This is a genomic window from Ruminococcus hominis, from assembly GCF_014287355.1.
Taxonomy (GTDB): domain Bacteria; phylum Bacillota; class Clostridia; order Lachnospirales; family Lachnospiraceae; genus Schaedlerella; species Schaedlerella hominis.
In genome coordinates this window covers 235,267-253,863 of record NZ_JACOPE010000001.1, presented here as the reverse complement: position 1 = coordinate 253,863, position 18,597 = coordinate 235,267, and the positions used below count along the sequence as shown (strand labels likewise).

The following is an 18,597-nucleotide window of genomic DNA, read 5'->3' as shown; positions in this document are numbered from 1 at the left end:
CTCTCCTATACTTCTACAAGACCTTTACTTTTCCATTTTCCACTCTTCCATCTAAGTACCATTCCCACAGCTCTCGCACATTCGTCACCTGCCATAGCAATATATGCTCCTACAGCCAGAAATCCCATGTGTATTCCGAGAAAATAAGTTCCGCCAACTGCAAACAAATACATAAATATCGCACCTAATATAACCGGAAAAAGTGCGTCTCCGCTCGTTTTTAACGCCTGCCCATATACAAGGTTTGTTACCCTTCCAAGTTCAAGAAATATATCTACTATTAACAACTTTACCACAAGATTTATCATCTGTGAATCATCAGTAAATATATGCACGATAAAATGTCCGGCAAATGCAAAGGTCACGGAAAAGCATGTTGCTGTGATGATACCATATATCGCAGCTTTTCTCGTCCCCCTGTTACATTCCTCAAACTCTTTTGCTCCAATTCTCCAACCGGTCATAATTGCATTTGCCTGAGCAAGGGCAGCTCCCACGCAATACGAGAAATTTGCAATCTGTACAGCATATGAACGCGCTATAACATTCATTCCATCCACATCCATCTGATTCATAAAACGCACTATAAATGTCATTGCGATGTTGTAAAGTGCTGTTTCAAGCGCAGAAGGAAAACCAATCTTAACAATCTGCGCAAATATCTTTCTTGATGTAATCCGCTCAGGACTCTGCTTTGCTTTTATAAGTACAGCCCCCATGCCGGCTACAATAATAAGATTTACAACTCTCGAAATAACCGTGGCAACAGCAACTCCCATCACACCCCAGTTGAATGCAAATAAAAATACTGAATTAAGTATTATATTGAGAACATTTCCAACAACAGTTCCTATCAAAGAATGTTTTGTATATCCAAACACTCTCAAATAACTGGAGAAAATAGGAATCAGTGCATTTAAAAAACATGCGCCGCCAACAATTCTAAGATATATTTCAGCCGGCTCAAGCAAAGCCGGAGCAATACTTACGATTCTAAGTATCCCACCAGAAAAAGTAGCAAGAACGACAGACATTACGATACCTATCAATGCGTTGAATATAAGTCCAAGTTGTCTTGCCTGATATGCTATCCCCGGTCTTCCGGCTCCGATATTTTGTGACATAACGGCTATCATACCCGATGATATTACTCCAAACATAATAATAAAAACACCTATATATGTATTTGCTGTTCCCACTGCTCCTACAGCCTGATCACTTACAGATGATAGCATAAGCGTATCAACCATACCTGAAAGCATATAAAATAAAGTTTCTAAGCATATTGGCACAGATAGCTGTGTTAATGTTTTTCTTTCCGCTGCCATAGTTTTTCTCCTCACATACAATTCAAGAATACCATATCAATAATACGATATATTTCTATGTAATTCTTGTATAATATCATGCGAAAATTGCACTATTTCTACTTTATCTTAAAGAGCACTGGGACATATTTAGATATTCCATAATCTTCAACAATACTGGTTATTCTAGCGCCTGCATCCTTTGATGAAGCACCACATAAGAAAACCCTTTCATCAGCAGTTCCATAATCCAACACGATAAAACGATCATGGAATATACCGCCTGTCTTTTTCATTGACAAATTTACTGTTGGGTACTCCTTGCAGAAATCTATAAATTCTATGTTGTGAAGTTTATTATTTCCAACATTATCACTGAATAAAATAATATCTACTCCAGTAGGAGAATTCTTAAGGTGTACCAGCGTCCTTAAACCAATATAATTGTCAACGACATATTGTCACAACATCCTTCAAGCCTTCTGCAACATCTGAAATCTGCTTTTCAATAGATATCATATCTGAGTTAATTTTGTTAATTTCTATTCTGTTGTTAGCAGTTTCCATGCTTAACTGAAGTATTTCCCGCTGACCTATTAAATCACGATTTTCTAAAATGTAATCTTTCATTCTTTTGAAGGTTCTCACCAATGCAATGCTTTGTCTTACTGCAAGTTCTCCTTTTAGTACCGTCATTAACATGTATACACCTTGTTCCGTAAAAACGTAAGGATTGCTGCGGGATTTGCTGCTTATATTTGCGGTCACAAATTGTGACCGCAAATATTTAACTTCATTATCAGATAATTGAAACATCATATCATTCTGAAATCTTTCTATATTTCTTTTTACCTGCTGATTAAAAGCCTTAAGTTCATATCCATATTCAGCAAACTGGCCTATTCCTCTTTTTTCTTCATTTTGTCATAATATGCTTTATACCTATAAATCGTCCTCTCACTGACATTGTTCCTCTTCGCAATTTCTATCATCGTCATACCGCTCTCATACCCAACAACAAAATCATTATAAATTGCCCTCCACTTGGCGTTATGTTTCTGACGACCGCTTAATTTACGATTTCTGTAATACTCCAATTCCTCCCGAAGTTCTACATTCTCTTTTTCCAACTCCTCAATTCTTTTTAATGCCTCTTCAAGTGTTACAGATTTCTCCATTACCCTGTCCTCCATCCATGTCATTCTCATTTTGTCTATATTATAAATATCGGTGTTTCTTTAGTCAATCCGATTATGTCATGTTGTATTATTTTTTACAAGTCTTACCCAATTCATTTTTGGCTTTGATCTCTTTCTGGACTTGAATCTTGGAAATTTTTGCAAACACTCGAAAAAATTCTTATACGCAGTACAGGCATCTTTGATTGCCTGTTTGGTTACATTATTTGAAATATTCAGCAATCTTGCATATTCTTCAGAATATCTAAGCTTTGTAAATTCTTTTCTGAGTTCTGAATCTGAAATGATTATGTATAGAATAATATTTACTCAAAGTATCAACTCCCTTAAGTAAAAAAATAGCTGCTGATGCTTTCGCACCAACAGCCATTGCTTAAGTTCGATATTATTATGAAGTTATTTCTTTTCATCCTGTTCTTCAATATATTGAAATACCTTTTTCTCCAGCTACATATTTAGTATAAACTTCTCGTTCATCCGCCAAATAAATCATTCGTTCTAAACGCTGTTCCACATTCATCTCCTGTGAATGAATCAATCGTTTATCATTGAGCACTACTGCATCCATTTCGTATCCTGCTTCGAACATTCCTTCTTCCAAATATTGTCTGATAGGTGCAACTCCTGATGATAAATTCGTATTAGATTCCGGACAATGTGCGATAAACACACCATTTTCCTTCATTCTTTTAATTTCTTTTTCGTCGGAGTGTACGCAATGAGCCATAACCGTCTTGCTGTCTCTTCCAAACAACCCAATCTTGAAAGTTTTCCTGCTTATATCCTTGTTAAAAATAGAGGGATTTTTACAGCCCCGAGTTTGTTCGTATACATTCATTATTTCTGCATAAATTCAAACACTGCCTCTTTCGTCGGAATCGCAGGGATTCCACCTCTCTTTTGCACACACAATCCAGCAACTGCATTTCCCAAAACAGCACACTTTTTGATTTCTTCCCATTCCATTTTTTCAACATTCTTATTCATAGAAAGGATACTGCATAATACGCCTCCCCAAAATGAATCACCTGCCCCAGTCGTGTCGACCGCATGTATCTGAAATGCTTTGATGATTTCTTTTCTGCTTTTTGTTGCCATAAGAACGCCCTGTTCTCCCAATGTAATGGCAACCAGCTTTGGTCCCATGGCAAGAAGTTGATCTGCAGCCTGCTCATAACTTTTCGCCTCTGTCAACAGAGTACTCTCTTCATCCGATACCTTCATGACATCTACCAATTCTATGACAGATTTCATTTTTTTCACTGCATCCTCTTTGCTCTTCCAAAGAGACGGGCGATAATTCGGATCATATGAAATAAGTGCACCCGCTGCTTTTGCCATTTTTACCGCTTCAATCGTTGTACTTTCTGCCGGTTCATCTGTCAGCGATAATGATCCAAAATGAAAAATTCTACAACCTGAAATTAATGTCTGATCCAGTTCTTCTTTTTTTAACTGTGTATCTGCACCCGGTTTTCTTGCAAAAGAAAAATTTCGTTCTCCATTTTCACCGATTTCCACAAATGCCAACGTTGTAAAATAACCCGGGTCTTCAACAATAGCATCTGTATTGATTCCTTCCTTTTGCAATGTCTTCTTTAAAAATTTACCATGCATATCGTTTCCAACTTTTCCAATAAAAGATGTGCGATACCCAAAGTGACTTGCAACGGTTAGAAGATTTGCCGGAGCACCGCCGGGATTCTGTTCGAACAATTTTCTCCCATCCTGACTGTATCCTGCTTCCGTAAAATCAATCAGCAATTCTCCCAATGCCACGATATCAACTTTTTCTTCCATTTTTCAGTTCCTCCACAATCTCGTTATAACGTTTTTTATTTAACCGGTAGAAAAATAATACAACCGCAGTCACAATCCACAGTGCACCTGGAATCGTCGTAAATGCATGTTTCATAATTGAAAGTACAATTGCATTTTGTGTCTGATTTGCAATATAACCATATTTTCCAAGTAATCCTGCTAAAAGTGCTGTTCCAACTGCCATTCCGATTTTATTTCCAAGTGAAATAAACGCATACTGAAAACCATCATTTCTAAGTCCGGTTTTCCACTCCCCATATTCCACACAGTCTGGAATGATTGCATAGATTGCGGTATTAAATCCAGAGAAAAAAAACTGTGTGAGACCAGATAATGCATAAAAAATAGCCGGTGATTCTTTGGCATTGAAGAAAAACATAGACAACATGGAAATTCCTGTAAATAAAGCAAAGAGAGATGCTGTTCTTCCTTTGTTATTCAACTTGCGGAATAATGGTTGAAAACAGGCTGCCCCGATGATAGAAGGAATAGTGATGCACATCGAATAAGTTGTGTAGTAGGAGGCATTCCCTTCCACATATGTAAAGTAATACAGAATATCTGCGTTTCTACCATACAGTGTAAATCCAAATAATATCTGTCCTGCCAATGCAAGAAGATATGGTCTGTTCTGCATGACTGCTTTCAACTGTATCTTTATAGAAATTTTTTCTTTTTCCGGAGTAATCACTGCCTCTTTCGTCTTCGCAAAGCAGAAGAAATGACAGGCTGTAAAAATACATCCATATATGACCGCAACCGTCAGATATCCTGTCTTTGCACTATGACTGCCGAATTTACTGAGCAGTGGAACTGTGATAATATTTAACACACCAATTGCAATCATCGCTGCAACCGAACGGGATGTATTTATTTTTGCACGTTCATCAATATCCTGTGTCATAGCACCACACAAGGTTCCATATGGAATATTCACACAGGTATACCCTAAAACCAGCAGACAATATGTAATTACCATATAAATGATCTTTCCATTCTGCGGCCAGTCAGGTCTTGCCCAGAATGTCATAACAAGAAGAATCGCTGTGATTGGTGCCGCTACTAACAGCCATGGACGGTACCGTCCCCATCTCGATTTTGTTTTATCTGTAAGTCCCCCGACGATTGGATCATTGATTGCATCCCAGAATCTTGAAAAAAGCATAAGTGCTGACACAGCCGCCATACTGATTCCGAACACGTCTGTATAAAATATCATCAGAAAATTACTGACGAACATCCAGCTGAAATTACATCCAACATCACCAAACCCATATGCAATCTTACTGATCAGCGGTACTTTTCCATTTTTGTTTTCGCTTTCCATATACACTCCTTATTTTTCACTGACGTTGATAATTACTTTCATCGTTGTCTCGCGGTTATCATCAATATACTGGTATGCCTTCAGATAATCTTTAAAAGCAAATGTCTTTGAGATGAGCGGTTTCAAATGAACTTTGCCCTCATTTACCAGTCTGATTCCATCTATATAATCATCATGGCGGTACATCATCGTGCTCTTAATGTCAAGTTCGTGGTCATTTGCCACTGCAAGATCTACTTCTGCCATTCCTGCAAAAACAGCCACCAATACGATCGTACTTCCTTTTCTTGCATATTTAATTGCCTGTCCCATTGTGATATTGTTTCCAGCACAGTCGTAGATCACATCCGCCTTGTCCGGTCCAAATGCTTCGATCATTGCCTCACCAAAGTCTTTATTTTGGGTATTCACACACACATCAATTCCACATTCTTTTGCTTTTGCCAGTCTAAGATCACTGATATCTGTGATCAGTACTTTCGCTGCCCCCATTCCTTTTGCTGCCTGTGCCACGAGATTTCCAATCGGTCCTGCTCCAAGGACTGCAATATTCATGCCAGCCACATCGCCTATCTGTTTTACACCATGAACTGCCACAGCAAGAGGTTCGATCATAGCGCCTTCTTCATAGGACATATCTTCTGGAATAGGTGTTACTTTAGATGCATCCACTGCAAAATACTCAGATGCTGTTCCTGTCGTCTGAAATCCCATTACTTTTAATTCCTCACAGAGATTATACTTTCCATGACGACATGGATAGCAGTGTCCACAATATACCTGAGGCTCTATCGTCACCTTCTGTCCCACATGAAACTCTGTGACATTTTTTCCAAGTTCTGTAATCTCACCGGAAACCTCATGTCCCTGTGTTACCGGATATTTTGTAAACGGATGTTTTCCATGATAAACATGAATATCTGATCCACAAATACCAATATTCATAATCTTTACCAACACCTGATTTTCCTTTACCTCCGGAACCGGAACCTCTCTGAAAATAATTTCTCCTGGATTTGTCATTACCTGCTGTAACATAATTGTTTCCTCCTTTTCACATTGTTTTGTTTTATGTTTTATAAAATGTTTTATCAAAGTAATTATATTATTGCCACATAAACACAATTTGTCAATATGTTTTTTCATATTTTTATATATTTCATAATTTTAAAACACATTTTTTGTATATTTTTCACAATTAACACGCAAAAAAAGCGGAAAGAAAACCTTAGTTACTGTTTTCTTTCCGTTTTTTACTATAATATCTTTTTTTAATTTTACACAACTTCTCGTTTTTCACACATATCAAGTCGAACGTCCGCATTCGCTTTGCAACCTGTCAGTGGGAGCTGTACCGTACGGAATTTTCAGTTCAGAAAATTCCTACCTGTGAACAGTTACTACAATTCTACTATATGTTTTGTAAAAAAGTATTTCGCAGCTCCAACAGCCGACGCTTCTTTCTTATACGAACAATTTTTCAAGTATGAAACATCATGCTCAAAGCCATTATATGCCATCACTTTTTCTCCCAGTGGTATCATATAATCTGACAATACACCTCCCACATCACCGCCTAGTATGATATCCATATCATATGCCATCCGCAGATTTGATATCAAAACAGCAAGATGATCCAGATACTCATTCCATGTCTGCAAAATTTTTTCATCACCACTTTCAACTTTTTCCATAAATGCATCCAGTGACTGCCTGTTATCTTGTGTCAGTACACTTGCAGCACAATATGCATCTGCGCATCCTGATTTACCACAATAACACTTTCTTCCACCGGGAACGAGTATCATGTGACCAAACTCCCCTGCTTTCTGGTTTTGCCCACGAAACAGCTTTCCATCTATGCAGAATGCACCTCCTAAGGTGTGGTTCAAAGACAGATATATCGCATTTGGATACTTTTGCTTTTTTTCTGCAAGCATTGCAGCATTAGCATCGTTTTCAAAATATACTGGAATTTCCAGCGCCTGCTCTAAAAAGCGCAGACTATAATTCTCTATACCTAAAGCATGGGATTTTAAAACGATCCGTTCTTTCTGATCAATAATTCCTGGAATTGCCACTCCAATCCCAAGTAGCGTATCCTTCGCTACTTCGCCTTCAAGAAAAGTTTTGACCTTTTGTGCCACCTCTGTACAATAGGATAATTCTGCCGTAAATTTTAAACGGATGCGATCTTTTTTTATAATCTCATCTCCAAGATTTACTAATACCATTTCTACATGATTCGCTGTAATCAAAATTCCCATTGCATGACAGTATGACTTATTAATCCCTATACTTTTTGCCTTCCTTCCACCGGTTGAAGCATATTCCCCAGTTTCTTCCAACACCCTTTTTTCTAACAAGTCATTCACATTTGCTAATACAGTCGGCATACTCAAGTTTAACTCTTTTGCAATTCCCGCCTTGGATGTAACATGATTGTTTAGCACATAATTAATTATTTTTTTTCTTGTTATATTTTTTTTATCTTTATTTTCCGTTTTCTTACCCTCTTTTATTAAATATATTATAAAAGAATTATATGCTTTTTTATTCTTCTTGTAAAGTAATGTTTTATAATAAATCTCCGACAGAATTTATCTTATAAACAGCAAAAAATTCCCGAAGGAGCTTTCCACACTTTAGATATACACCCTGTTCTGTATCATTGGTGCCAGGCACCAATAAATTTTTACAAATGCCGATGAAATCGGGGCTGAAGGAATTCTGAAATTTTTCTAAAATAGACCGGTACAGATTTCCTTCTCCCGGCAATCTGTATCAGTCTATTGTCTTTTTTACTCCATAAGCCGCCCGAAACTGTTTCATTGTCATATTGACTTCCTTCTTAAAATATCTCCCAAGATGACTCTGAGACGAAAATCCCAGATAAGCGGCAATCTCACTGTAAGAATACTCAGAATACATCAAAAAACTTTCTGCCTGCCGTATTTTTTCGCCACGGATATATTCTGTAAGAGACATATTTTCACATTTTTTAAAAAGCCCTGACAGATAACTGGCATTTAATTGGAGAGCATCTGCGATGCTGCCAATACTTATTTTTTCATTAAGATGCGCCGAGACATAAGCTTTGCATTTAATGATATGCGGATTTCTGCCAGGATATTGCATGCGTTCTTTTTTCCTCTTGAGTTCCCTCACCATATAGGCATATTCGAATTCCGCCGCTCGAAAAAGCTGGATTACCTCCTCCCTTTTTTGGCTTTCCTCAATCTGGATACTGTAAGAGTCAAACAGAGAATATGCCGTCTCCGACACAACTCCTCCTCTGATTGCGGCGCGACTGGCAAGCGTAAGTATTACAAGAGCCAGATTTTTCACCTGACGCATGGGGTCTTTTGCAAGAGTTCCGATCTCTCCTTTATAGTCCTCCGTAATACTCCGCTTCAATCTTTCGATATCACCATGTTCAATGCTGCGAACCACTCTCATTTCCTGATCATAAGGATTATGTCTTTTCTCATTTTCACGGTTTTGAAACATCAGATCAAAAAAATACCGCTTCACCTTATTGTCCGATGCAACATTTTGCTGTTCCTCAATATACAAAATTTCGCAGTCAATAGGATGATCGCGATAGAGGTTATAAATAAGCAGAATCTGGTCCTCTAAGAAACTTTGATCTACCGGCAGGGACGCATCTGTCTTCCCTGTATCCTCCTCCCTTTCGGCAGTTTTAATATTCAGATTCTGCTGATAAATTCTGACAGGACCAACAATACAGTCATAACTTTTTGTCGGTATAAACGCATAGGTCAATTTATATCCGCTTGACAAAAGTACCGGAGATACCGGACGCTTTTTTTCAGAAATAAATAAATTATAAATTTCCATCTCCCCGAATTCGTCCTTCATCTGATCACAATATGTAAATTTTTCTGTAATCTCTCCTTCTAAAGTATACTGACGTATGATGGTTCTCAGCTGTTTGCTTACATAGTGTAAAAGATAACAATCATTCAACTGTTTTATCTCCTTTTTTTGGTGTTTATTTTATTTATTTTTTATAATATTATCATATTTATCACAAATTTGTGATAAAACCCCAAAATTTTTAATATAAAATTGTATATTTTCCATGTATCATCTTTATCATAAAAACTTGAAGGAGGTAAAGCAAATGGACAAAACACTGCTGTTCGGCGCAGCTTATTATCCAGAATATCTTCCTGGTGAAAGAATGGACGAAGATATCGACATGATGATGTCGGCGGGAATGAATGTAGTTCGTATTGCCGAATCCACATGGAGCACCCTTGAGCCGGAGGAAGGGATTTTCAATTTCTCCTATATCGACCGTGTTATTGAGAAAACAGAGGCAGCCGGAATGATGGTCATTATCGGAACCCCCACCTATGCCGTACCGCCATGGCTTGTTAAAAAAGATCCGGACATTCTCGTAGATACAAAAGATGGAAGAGCGCGCTATGGATACCGACAGCTGATCAATCTGCTAAATCACACCTATCGCAATCATGCTGAGAAAATGCTCCGTAAACTAGCGGCACATACAGCAGATAAAAAAAATGTAATAGGTTACCAGATTGATAATGAGGCAAAACACCACGGTAATATGGGCAAAGAAATCCAAAAGCTGTTTCTCGATTATCTGAAACAAAAATTCATTACTACAGACCGCTTTAATGATACGTTCGGTCTCGCTTACTGGAGCAATTCTATCTCCAGTTGGGATGATCTTCCGGATTTGAAAGGATGTATCAACGGTGGATTAATGTCAGAATTTGAAAAATTCCAACGCTCTATGGCAGCGGATTTTCTGAAATGGCAGGCTGATATTATCAGTGATTATAAACGTTCCGATCAGTTTATTACAAATAACTTGGGTTTTTCATGGAAAAAATTCGGAGCCCCTATAGCCCATGACGGATACTCATACGGAGTACAACGAAGTATTAATTTTTACGAGGCCTCACAGTCCCTCACACTTGCAGCATCGGATATCTATCATCCGACGCAGGACCAGCTGACCGGTGCTGAAATATCATTTGGAGGAGACGTTACAAGAAGCCTGAAGGACAACAACTATCTTGTGATGGAGTGCCAGGCACAGGCGTTTAAATATTGGACTCCATATCCTGATCAGCTTAAGCTTCATGCCTTCAGCCATCTGGCATCCGGAGCACTTGGAATCCTGTATTGGAACTGGCATTCTATCCATTGCGGATACGAGACATACTGGAAAGGACTTCTAAGCCATGACCTCAAGCCTAATCCCCCTTACTATGAAGCATGTGAGATTGGGAAGTCATGGAAAAAACTCAGCAGAAAGCTGTGTGGACTGAAAAAATCAAACAAAGTTGCTCTCATAGTAGATAATCATTCTATGACCGCATTTGAATGGTTTCCCATTGATAAAGATCTCACCTATAACGATGTGGTTCGCTGGATGTATGACAGCCTTTATGAAATGAACATAGAGTGTGATGTGGTCGATATCAATGCACTTGATATCTCCAAATATAAAGTTATCATTACACCGGCACTGTACTGTATCACAGAAGAAAAATTGAAAATTTTGAATGACTTTGTAAAAGACGGCGGTGTCCTCATAAGTTCGTTTAAATCATTTATAACAGATGAATATGTCAAAGTCTTTTCTGATACCCAACCTCATCACCTTCAGGAATGTTTTGGTATTAACTGCAATCAATATACATATCCGGGAACAATCAGAATTCTTGGACATCCGGTAAAGTATCTGGCTGAATTGCTGATACCAGATAAAGCAGAAAGTCTCGCGGAGTATGAACACAAATACTGGGGAAACTATTCCGGAATAACACGCCATAACTACGGAAACGGGGTAGCATATTATATAGGCTGCTACACGGATAAAAGCGTTCTCAAGGATATTTATAAAAAGGCCTTTGCAGATGCTTCCATCCCTGTATCGGAACTTACATGGCCAGTGACAATCAAAAATGCAATATCCGCAGATAATACTCAGCTTCATTTCATTCTCCATTACAGTAGTGAGGAACGGGAATTTACATGCCCATATGAATCCGCTGCAGATCTTATAAGCGAAATCACTTACCAAAAGGGAGATGCAATCAGGCTGAAAGACTGGGATGTCTTGATCCTGGAAGAAAAGACACTTCCGGAACAATAGTCCCGAAATACACTCATAAGGCTCAAATCGGTAATGAACCTCTGAGAAACATGCTATACCGAAATATATAAAATACAAGGAGGATAATTTAATGAATCATAAAGTTTCACTTAGGGAAAAAATCGCATTCGCACTCGGTGATGTAGGCTGCAATTTTATATGGACCGTAGTAGGATCATTTCTAACTCTGTATTATACCGACAGCGTAGGAATCAGCGCCGCTGTAGTAGGTACAATCATGCTGATTACAAGAATTCTTGATGGCGTATCTGATCTGGGTATGGGTGTTATCATTGACCATACACATACACGATGGGGAAAGGCCCGGCCATGGGTTCTCATTACAGCACCGCTCATGGGTATTGGACTTATCCTGACTTTTTCAGTTCCCAACTGGCTTTCCGAAAATGGGAAAATCGCCTACGCTGTGGTCACTTACATCCTGCTTGCAGTAATTATCTTTACTGCATGTAATCTGGCTTATTCAACATTAACCGCGCTGATTACAGGAAGGCAGGATGACCGCACAAGTATGACGTCAATCCGTTATATCCTTGTTTATGCTGTCATGATCCTTATTTCATACACTACCATGCCTTTAGTAGAAGATTTTGGATGGACCGGAATGTCTGTTATATTCGGCATTGCGGGAATGATATGCCTTCTTATCACATTTTTTGGAACAAAGGAAAGGAATATTGAGAACAAAAAGAATACGGATGACAATATCAGCATTGCGAAATCATTCATACTCCTTCTCAAAAACAAGTATTTTATCGTAATAACAATTCTTTTTGTGGTAAACTTTATTAATATGGGCTTGACTGGAGGCGTTGGCATATATTTTGCAAGAGATTTTCTGGGAAATTCCGCTCTGTACGGAACCATGACATTTGCAAACTACATACCGATCATGATTGGGCTTTTTGCCTTCCCTGGACTTGCCGGAAAATTTGGAAAATGGAAATGTATGTTAGTTGGGTACATTCTTGAAGCCGCAGGCTATCTTATCATTTTGCTCGCTCCTACAAGTTTTCCAATGGTACTTCTTGGACTTGCAGTCAGAGGAATAGGTCATGTTCCCAACTCTGCGGGTATATATGCAATGGTTGCTGATGTTGCGGACTACGGCGAATGGAAAAATGGTATTCGAAATGAAGGTTTAACTTTCAGCGCTACAAGCTTCGGCACGAAAATCGGAACAGGTATTGGTTCAGCGGTTGTAGGATGGGGACTGGCACTCGGTAATTATGTTGGTGGTGCCACTGTACAAAGTGCAAGTGCCCTTGAATCTATTAAAGCACTTTATACATATATTCCACTCGCAGTAACACTGGTTGGAATCATCGCTATCTTAAACGGAAACATTGATAAAATCTATCCAACGATTGAAAAAGATCTTCTGGAACGCCGTAAATCAAAAGAATAACATATTTTTTTAACATTGCGGAAAGAATGATATGCTCCCTTTGACCACATTGGTGTCAGGCACCAATGTGGTCAACTTTTTCTATGCAGTTTTCCAGTCTTCTACACTAAGGATTGCTTCATGTTCGCGTCCACCTGCATGGCAGTAGATACTCTCGTATATATGTAACAACACTGTTTTCTCAAATAATCACTTTGTTTGTGGCAATTCCCTAGATTCTTGAACAAGCTTCTTTTCCTGTGACTTTACCCTACGCTCTAATTTCTTGTCTGAACAACAAAATAGCTCTGAGCAAACGCAATCTCTTGCATACCAAAATTCAACAGCTTCTTCTTGTATTATCTTTACAATTTCATCAAAAGCATTTTTCATTGCATATATTGTTTTCTTATCCATATTCCAAAAGTCCTTTATATTCCGTTCTTCAAATTATCTAAAATTGACTAAAAATATATCACCGTTCATACGATGCAATAATTTCTTTGCGTTCCTGCTTGTTCTGTTCCTGTTGTAATTTCAACGCCTGTTGCGATTTTGTACCATATCATTTGCCATATCAACTCATCTCACTTTTAAGAGGTCTTGTCAAGTACTTCTTTGTAAAAATTGCATAAATAAACCTCTTGGATTTGCATTAATTAAATACTAATCCAAGAGGTGAAAAAGGTATTCTCTCGCAAGAGGCAGATTGGGGGGTCTGCCTCTTGCGAGAAATCTTATCGCCGACCCTCAATCTTTAGTTAATTATAAAGAATCTCTTTTTTAATCAGCTACTTTTTCTCCTGCTACATATTTAGCATAAACTTCTCGTTCATCCGCCAAATAAATCATTCGTTCTAAACGCTGTTCCACATTCATCTCCTGTGGATAAATCAATCGTTTATCATCGAGCACTACTGCATCCATTTCATACCCTGCTTCGAAGCTTCCCACTTTACCAAAAAATTCTCCGCCTCCTTTTGTAGCCATATAAAATACTTCAGCCATAGTTAATTGAGTCAATTTTTTATCTTTCAATCTCCAACGCAACTTTGACGCCTGAACTGCATACCTCATAGCTACAAACATATTTTCCGTAGATCCGGCAGCTACATCACTTCCTAATCCTACATGCATTCCTTCTTCCAAATATTGTCTGATAGGTGCAACTCCTGATGATAAATTCGTATTAGATTCCGGACAATGTGCGATAAACACACCATTTTCCTTCATCCTCCTGATCTCATTTTCATCTGAATGTACACAATGAGCCATAACCGTCTTGCTGTCTCTTCCAAACAGCCCAAACTGATCATATGCATCTCCATAAAATTCTGATTTTGGACATAATTCCTGTACCCATGCAATCTCTCCATAAATTCTTCGCCGGTAATCGTTTCATGTTCATACCTAATCCACGAAAAGCATATTGTGGTGCATGTACATGCAAATCTACAAATCCAGGAACGATGATTCTGTCTCCATAATCCTCTACCAGTATTCCTTCGTATTCTTCCGGAAGTATCGAATACACTCCCTCAATTTTATTTGCTTTATATACAAGATATCCATTTTCGCAAATCTTTAATTTGTTAGAGGATTCAGAATATACAATCTGCCCCCTTAAAGCTCTAAGATCTGTTTTTTCATTCATTATCTGCTAAACCTCCTATAATAACATCCTTCTGCTTTATCCCAATGTCATAAAGGCATAACGTAAGATAAATATAATTGAAATAATCCATGTCAAAGCTTTGATTTCACGAGCTTTACCTGTAAACAGTTTCATAAAGCAATATGTGATCAATCCAACTGCTACACCATTTGCAATAGAATATGTAAATGGCATAAATACAACTGTACAGAATGCTGGCAATGCATTTGACATTTCACTGAAATCAACTTCTTTAATATTACTAAGCATCAGAATACCTACAAAAATCAGAGCTGGAGCTGTTGCCTGACCCGGTACGATACTTACTATTGGTGCAAATATGATTGAAGCAAGAAACATTACTGCTGTTACTAAGCTTGTCATACCTGTTCTTCCACCTGCGGCAATACCTGCACTGGATTCTACTACTGTTGTAACTGTAGATGTACCAACCATTGCACCTGCTGCTGTTGAAATCGCATCTGACATCAATGCTTCTTTCATGTGAAGGATTTCTCCATTCTCATCAATCATACCAGACTGTCTTGCAGCACCCATCAGAGTTCCTATAGAATCAAACATATTAACTAAAGAAAAACTAAGTACAAGCATTACTACTGTAAAGAATGTGCTTACTATATTGTCCCCTGCAAATAAACCTGCAAAGTCCATTTTAAATAATGATACTTCTGCAAAATCACTGAATTTTGCGCCCAAATTCATATCAAAAGAAGATAACTGTGTAACTCCCAAAGGAATTCCTGCTACAGTTGCCACTAAAATACCAATGATAATAGAACCTTTTACATTTCGTGCATTTAATACACCAATTACAATCAGACCGATCAGTGCAACAAGTGCTCCACAAATTAATGAAACATCTCCACCTTCACTTCTCCACTGTGCAAAATCTACCATACTTACAAGTGTTGCTGAATTTCCTACAACTAATCCAGAATTTTTCAAACCGATAATCGTAATAAATAAACCAATTCCTGGCGTTATCGCCATTTTTACAGCATCCGGAATTGAACGGATGATTGCTTCTCTAAGTCCAACTGCTGTAATAACAATAAAGAAAATACCCGATATGAATACAATTACTAATGCCTGATTATAGGTATATCCCATAGCTAATACAACGGTATAAGCAAAAAACGCATTCAGTCCCATTCCCGGAGCTTGTGCAAACGGAACCTTTGCATACAGAGCACATAATGTTGTTCCAATGAATGCACCAATACAAGTACCAATAAATACACCATTGGAAATCTTTCCTGCCATAACAGCATCTCCCATAATTACATATGGGTCTGCTAAAATCTGTGGATTCAGAATGAGAATATAAGCGATTGTAATAAATGTTGTTATTCCCGCTAAAATTTCAATTTTCATTGTAGAACCACTTTGTGAAATCCCAAAAAATCTTTCAAAAAAACTATCCCTTTTTTCCATTAGTATAACCTCACTTTCACATTTTGCAATTCTGCCATCCATGCAGTTCGGCTCTTGTTATGAAAAATTCCTCCTCCCTATAAAAAATATTAGCCTAAAAAGAGGCATCAAACAAAACTCTTTTTAGGCAAACAAAAAAAGAGTCACTACATAGGATTATGTAGTCAACCCTTTACGGTAGTTGGTAGAAACACTGGACCAATCTCCAGCATATACATAATAGCATTCGCATTAATTAATTTAATACCATTATAATATATTTGTTTACAATTATCATTGATTTTATGTTCAAAAAGCGCGATTGTTTTTTGTGTATATTGTATGTTTTGTTTTTATTTTTTGCATTTTTTATGTATTTATGCACATTTCAGAGACCTTGACACATTCTAATTCACCCTATATTTTCCCCCGCGTCCTGCTCCTCTTCGTGTAATTACATTTTTATCCAGAAGACCATTGAGAACTCTTATTGTCTTATCTTTTCCCAAAATTGATTGCATCAATTGAAGTTTGTCAATAATAAATTCATAATCTATTCCTTTGTTTTCTTCGTCAACGCCTCATGCATCACAAACATCAAAATCAAAATAATAAATAAGTACACCGGCAATAACGCAACCGTGATATGATTTGCAATCAACCCAAAAACAGGTGGCATCAACAATGTTCCCACATACGCACTTGCCATCTGTATCCCGATAATTGCCTGTGATTTATCTGCACCAAAATGCGTTGGCGTAGAGTGGATTATACATGGATAGATTGGTGCACATCCAAGTCCGATCACTATCAAGCCAACCAATGACAATGTCTGACCAAATGGTAAGAACATAATCAAGATTCCGACCGCAATCAGCACTTGTCCTAACCGAATCATCTGAACATCATTTAATTTCATTGTAACAAATCCACTTAGCGCACGTCCAACGGTAATGCCTATGTAAAACATGCTTGCAAATGTTGCTGCTGTTTCTGCAGATACACCCTTATATAATGACAGATAACTGCTTGCCCACAATCCCGCGGTCTGTTCCAATGCACAGTAACAGAAAAAGCATACCATGATTTCTTTTGCTCCCGGTATTCGGATAACTTCTCTTAAAGATAAGGCTTTTGCTGAGACTTCTTGTCCATTGTCATCTATAATCTCTGGTCGATTCTTCCACAGAGGCAGACTGAAGATCAAAATCATTGTAAGTACGATCTGCAATACAGATATCACACGATATCCACTATTCCAACTTCTTCCGTTTGTCAGGACATATCCCATAATGTATGGTCCTGCTGCTGCACCGATTCCCCACATACAATGCAGCCAGCTCATGTGCTTGCTCTCATAATGTAATGCCACATAATTATTCAGAGAAGCATCTACGCTTCCCGCACCGAGTCCGTAAGGAATCGCCCACAAACATAATGCCACAAAAGAATGACTGGTGGAGAATCCAAATAACGCGACCGCCGTCATCGCTACGCTGATTGCAGTTACCTTTCCCGTTCCTAATTTTCTCGTCAGTCGATCACTCTGCAAACTGGAAATAATGGTTCCAAATGCAATGATCATCGAAATTGCACCTGCATATGATATCGACACGTGTAATTCCCGATACATGGATGGCCACGCTGCTCCAAGCAACGCATCCGGCAATCCCAAACTAATAAATGATAAGTAAATGATAAGTAATAATAGTTGAAACATCGATGTAAACTTCCTTTTCTTTAATAATTCATATTTTAACTTATTAACACTTTTTTGTAATCTGTAAATGATACCATGGTTCTCTCAATATTCCCCGATATTCCACTTGGCTCGATAGGTCCGGATTGATGTCGGTTATCGGAGACCCATTCAAGCTAATATGGTTTATACCAAAATATCTCCGTTTGTTCGTGGAAACATATCAACAAATTCTGTAGCAAAAATATCTTGATACATTCCACTATCCATATCACAGCCTGAACCTCATTCGTCCACGGAAAAAGTTCAACCTTTTTATTCGTTTCTACTATGGTAAACAGGTACTTTAAAAACTCTTTTGTTCTTTATCGTTCAGTTGAAAAACCATATGAAATACTTTCATCTCTTGACAAGACGTTCATTTCATTTTACCACATCCACCTACATTTTACTATCCGACCCACAAGAAAAAGCTGCTGACACGTTATCTTCTAACGCATCAACAGCTTCTATCCTGCTTTGATTCAGTGTATTATTCGGTTTTATTTAAGATCTTTACCATTTACAATACGGTAGTAATCATCCATA

At 38.0% G+C, this 18,597-nt stretch carries 17 protein-coding genes, 1 pseudogene and 1 riboswitch; of the genes and pseudogenes, 2 read left to right on the top strand and 16 right to left on the bottom strand.

Annotated features, from left to right (window positions below):
- Positions 1–5: 5 nt before the first annotated feature.
- The 11 genes and pseudogenes from H8S40_RS01080 to H8S40_RS01040 form a co-directional block, all read right to left on the bottom strand.
- Entirely contained in the window at positions 6–1,328 is a 1,323-nt protein-coding gene (locus H8S40_RS01080) for an MATE family efflux transporter (RefSeq protein WP_186864336.1), read from the bottom strand.
- A gap of 98 nt (positions 1,329–1,426) precedes the next feature.
- Positions 1,427–1,609 carry an immunoglobulin domain-containing protein gene (locus H8S40_RS16385; protein ID WP_366482124.1) on the bottom strand — a complete coding sequence of 61 codons (183 nt, stop codon included), beginning with the start codon at positions 1,607–1,609 and terminating at the stop codon, positions 1,427–1,429.
- 145 nt (positions 1,610–1,754) lie between these two features.
- A complete protein-coding gene (locus tag H8S40_RS16380) occupies positions 1,755–2,003 on the bottom strand; it encodes a hypothetical protein (RefSeq protein ID WP_366482123.1) in 249 nt (82 codons plus the stop codon).
- 3 nt (positions 2,004–2,006) lie between these two features.
- Positions 2,007–2,210, bottom strand: a pseudogene (locus H8S40_RS16375) (ORF6N domain-containing protein); the annotation flags it as partial.
- Positions 2,207–2,485, bottom strand: coding sequence for a helix-turn-helix domain-containing protein (locus H8S40_RS01070; RefSeq protein ID WP_118737862.1), 279 nt, complete (start codon positions 2,483–2,485; stop codon positions 2,207–2,209). The gene H8S40_RS01070 and the pseudogene H8S40_RS16375, both read right to left, overlap by 4 nt.
- Before the next feature lie 439 nt (positions 2,486–2,924).
- A complete protein-coding gene (locus H8S40_RS01065) occupies positions 2,925–3,344 on the bottom strand; it encodes an amidohydrolase family protein (RefSeq protein ID WP_186864335.1) in 420 nt (139 codons plus the stop codon).
- The gene (locus H8S40_RS01060; RefSeq protein WP_186864334.1) at positions 3,344–4,306 is read right to left on the bottom strand and encodes a carbohydrate kinase family protein; all 963 of its coding nucleotides are present in this window, start codon (positions 4,304–4,306) and stop codon (positions 3,344–3,346) included. Before H8S40_RS01060 ends, H8S40_RS01065 begins: the two co-directional genes overlap by 1 nt.
- Positions 4,290–5,654, bottom strand: a complete 1,365-nt coding sequence (locus H8S40_RS01055) for an MFS transporter (RefSeq protein ID WP_186864333.1) — start codon at positions 5,652–5,654, stop codon at positions 4,290–4,292. Before H8S40_RS01055 ends, H8S40_RS01060 begins: the two co-directional genes overlap by 17 nt.
- A 9-nt stretch (positions 5,655–5,663) precedes the next feature.
- Positions 5,664–6,692: a zinc-dependent alcohol dehydrogenase gene (locus H8S40_RS01050; RefSeq protein WP_118724468.1), complete on the bottom strand. Its 1,029-nt coding sequence runs from the start codon at positions 6,690–6,692 to the stop codon at positions 5,664–5,666.
- A 362-nt stretch (positions 6,693–7,054) separates the two neighbouring features.
- Positions 7,055–8,050: an ROK family protein gene (locus H8S40_RS01045; protein ID WP_186864332.1), complete on the bottom strand. Its 996-nt coding sequence runs from the start codon at positions 8,048–8,050 to the stop codon at positions 7,055–7,057.
- Positions 8,051–8,438: 388 nt separating this feature from the next.
- Complete coding sequence (locus H8S40_RS01040) at positions 8,439–9,644, bottom strand: AraC family transcriptional regulator (protein ID WP_186864331.1); 1,206 nt, start codon at positions 9,642–9,644, stop codon at positions 8,439–8,441.
- A gap of 157 nt (positions 9,645–9,801) precedes the next feature.
- On the opposite strand from H8S40_RS01040, the gene H8S40_RS01035 reads away from it, so the two are divergent.
- Together H8S40_RS01035 and H8S40_RS01030 are read left to right on the top strand one after the other, a co-directional pair.
- Complete coding sequence (locus H8S40_RS01035; RefSeq protein ID WP_118724464.1) at positions 9,802–11,814, top strand: beta-galactosidase; 2,013 nt, start codon at positions 9,802–9,804, stop codon at positions 11,812–11,814.
- A 91-nt stretch (positions 11,815–11,905) separates the two neighbouring features.
- Positions 11,906–13,243, top strand: a complete 1,338-nt coding sequence (locus tag H8S40_RS01030) for an MFS transporter (protein WP_186864330.1) — start codon at positions 11,906–11,908, stop codon at positions 13,241–13,243.
- Between the two features lie 189 nt (positions 13,244–13,432).
- On the opposite strand, the gene H8S40_RS01025 is transcribed toward H8S40_RS01030, so the two are convergent.
- The 5 genes from H8S40_RS01025 to H8S40_RS01005 form a co-directional block, all read right to left on the bottom strand.
- A complete protein-coding gene (locus H8S40_RS01025) occupies positions 13,433–13,639 on the bottom strand; it encodes a hypothetical protein (protein WP_118737869.1) in 207 nt (68 codons plus the stop codon).
- Between the two features lie 366 nt (positions 13,640–14,005).
- Positions 14,006–14,590, bottom strand: a complete 585-nt coding sequence (locus H8S40_RS01015; RefSeq protein WP_366482662.1) for an amidohydrolase family protein — start codon at positions 14,588–14,590, stop codon at positions 14,006–14,008.
- Positions 14,535–14,876, bottom strand: coding sequence for an amidohydrolase family protein (locus H8S40_RS16365; RefSeq protein WP_366482120.1), 342 nt, complete (start codon positions 14,874–14,876; stop codon positions 14,535–14,537). Before H8S40_RS16365 ends, H8S40_RS01015 begins: the two co-directional genes overlap by 56 nt.
- Before the next feature lie 36 nt (positions 14,877–14,912).
- Positions 14,913–16,271 carry an NCS2 family permease gene (locus tag H8S40_RS01010; protein ID WP_366482118.1) on the bottom strand — a complete coding sequence of 453 codons (1,359 nt, stop codon included), beginning with the start codon at positions 16,269–16,271 and terminating at the stop codon, positions 14,913–14,915.
- Between the two features lie 201 nt (positions 16,272–16,472).
- Positions 16,473–16,569: riboswitch (purine riboswitch) on the bottom strand.
- 294 nt (positions 16,570–16,863) lie between these two features.
- On the bottom strand, positions 16,864–18,030 hold the full coding sequence (locus tag H8S40_RS01005) for an MFS transporter (protein WP_186864328.1): 1,167 nt from the start codon (positions 18,028–18,030) through the stop codon (positions 16,864–16,866).
- Positions 18,031–18,597: the final 567 nt, after the last annotated feature.

What these genes read in the sequence shown, in the direction of transcription:
- H8S40_RS01080 (WP_186864336.1), bottom strand. Translation starts at nt 1,328, where the DNA reads ATGGCAGCGGAAAGAAAAACATTAACACAGCTATCTGTGCCAATATGC.
- H8S40_RS16380 (WP_366482123.1), bottom strand. Translation starts at nt 2,003, where the DNA reads ATGACGGTACTAAAAGGAGAACTTGCAGTAAGACAAAGCATTGCATTG.
- H8S40_RS01070 (WP_118737862.1), bottom strand. Translation starts at nt 2,485, where the DNA reads ATGGAGAAATCTGTAACACTTGAAGAGGCATTAAAAAGAATTGAGGAG.
- H8S40_RS01065 (WP_186864335.1), bottom strand. Translation starts at nt 3,344, where the DNA reads ATGAATGTATACGAACAAACTCGGGGCTGTAAAAATCCCTCTATTTTT.
- H8S40_RS01060 (WP_186864334.1), bottom strand. Translation starts at nt 4,306, where the DNA reads ATGGAAGAAAAAGTTGATATCGTGGCATTGGGAGAATTGCTGATTGAT.
- H8S40_RS01055 (WP_186864333.1), bottom strand. Translation starts at nt 5,654, where the DNA reads ATGGAAAGCGAAAACAAAAATGGAAAAGTACCGCTGATCAGTAAGATT.
- H8S40_RS01050 (WP_118724468.1), bottom strand. Translation starts at nt 6,692, where the DNA reads ATGTTACAGCAGGTAATGACAAATCCAGGAGAAATTATTTTCAGAGAG.
- H8S40_RS01045 (WP_186864332.1), bottom strand. Translation starts at nt 8,050, where the DNA reads ATGCCGACTGTATTAGCAAATGTGAATGACTTGTTAGAAAAAAGGGTG.
- H8S40_RS01035 (WP_118724464.1), top strand. Translation starts at nt 9,802, where the DNA reads ATGGACAAAACACTGCTGTTCGGCGCAGCTTATTATCCAGAATATCTT.
- H8S40_RS01030 (WP_186864330.1), top strand. Translation starts at nt 11,906, where the DNA reads ATGAATCATAAAGTTTCACTTAGGGAAAAAATCGCATTCGCACTCGGT.
- H8S40_RS01025 (WP_118737869.1), bottom strand. Translation starts at nt 13,639, where the DNA reads ATGGATAAGAAAACAATATATGCAATGAAAAATGCTTTTGATGAAATT.
- H8S40_RS16365 (WP_366482120.1), bottom strand. Translation starts at nt 14,876, where the DNA reads ATGAATGAAAAAACAGATCTTAGAGCTTTAAGGGGGCAGATTGTATAT.
- H8S40_RS01010 (WP_366482118.1), bottom strand. Translation starts at nt 16,271, where the DNA reads ATGAAAATTGAAATTTTAGCGGGAATAACAACATTTATTACAATCGCT.
- H8S40_RS01005 (WP_186864328.1), bottom strand. Translation starts at nt 18,030, where the DNA reads ATGTTTCAACTATTATTACTTATCATTTACTTATCATTTATTAGTTTG.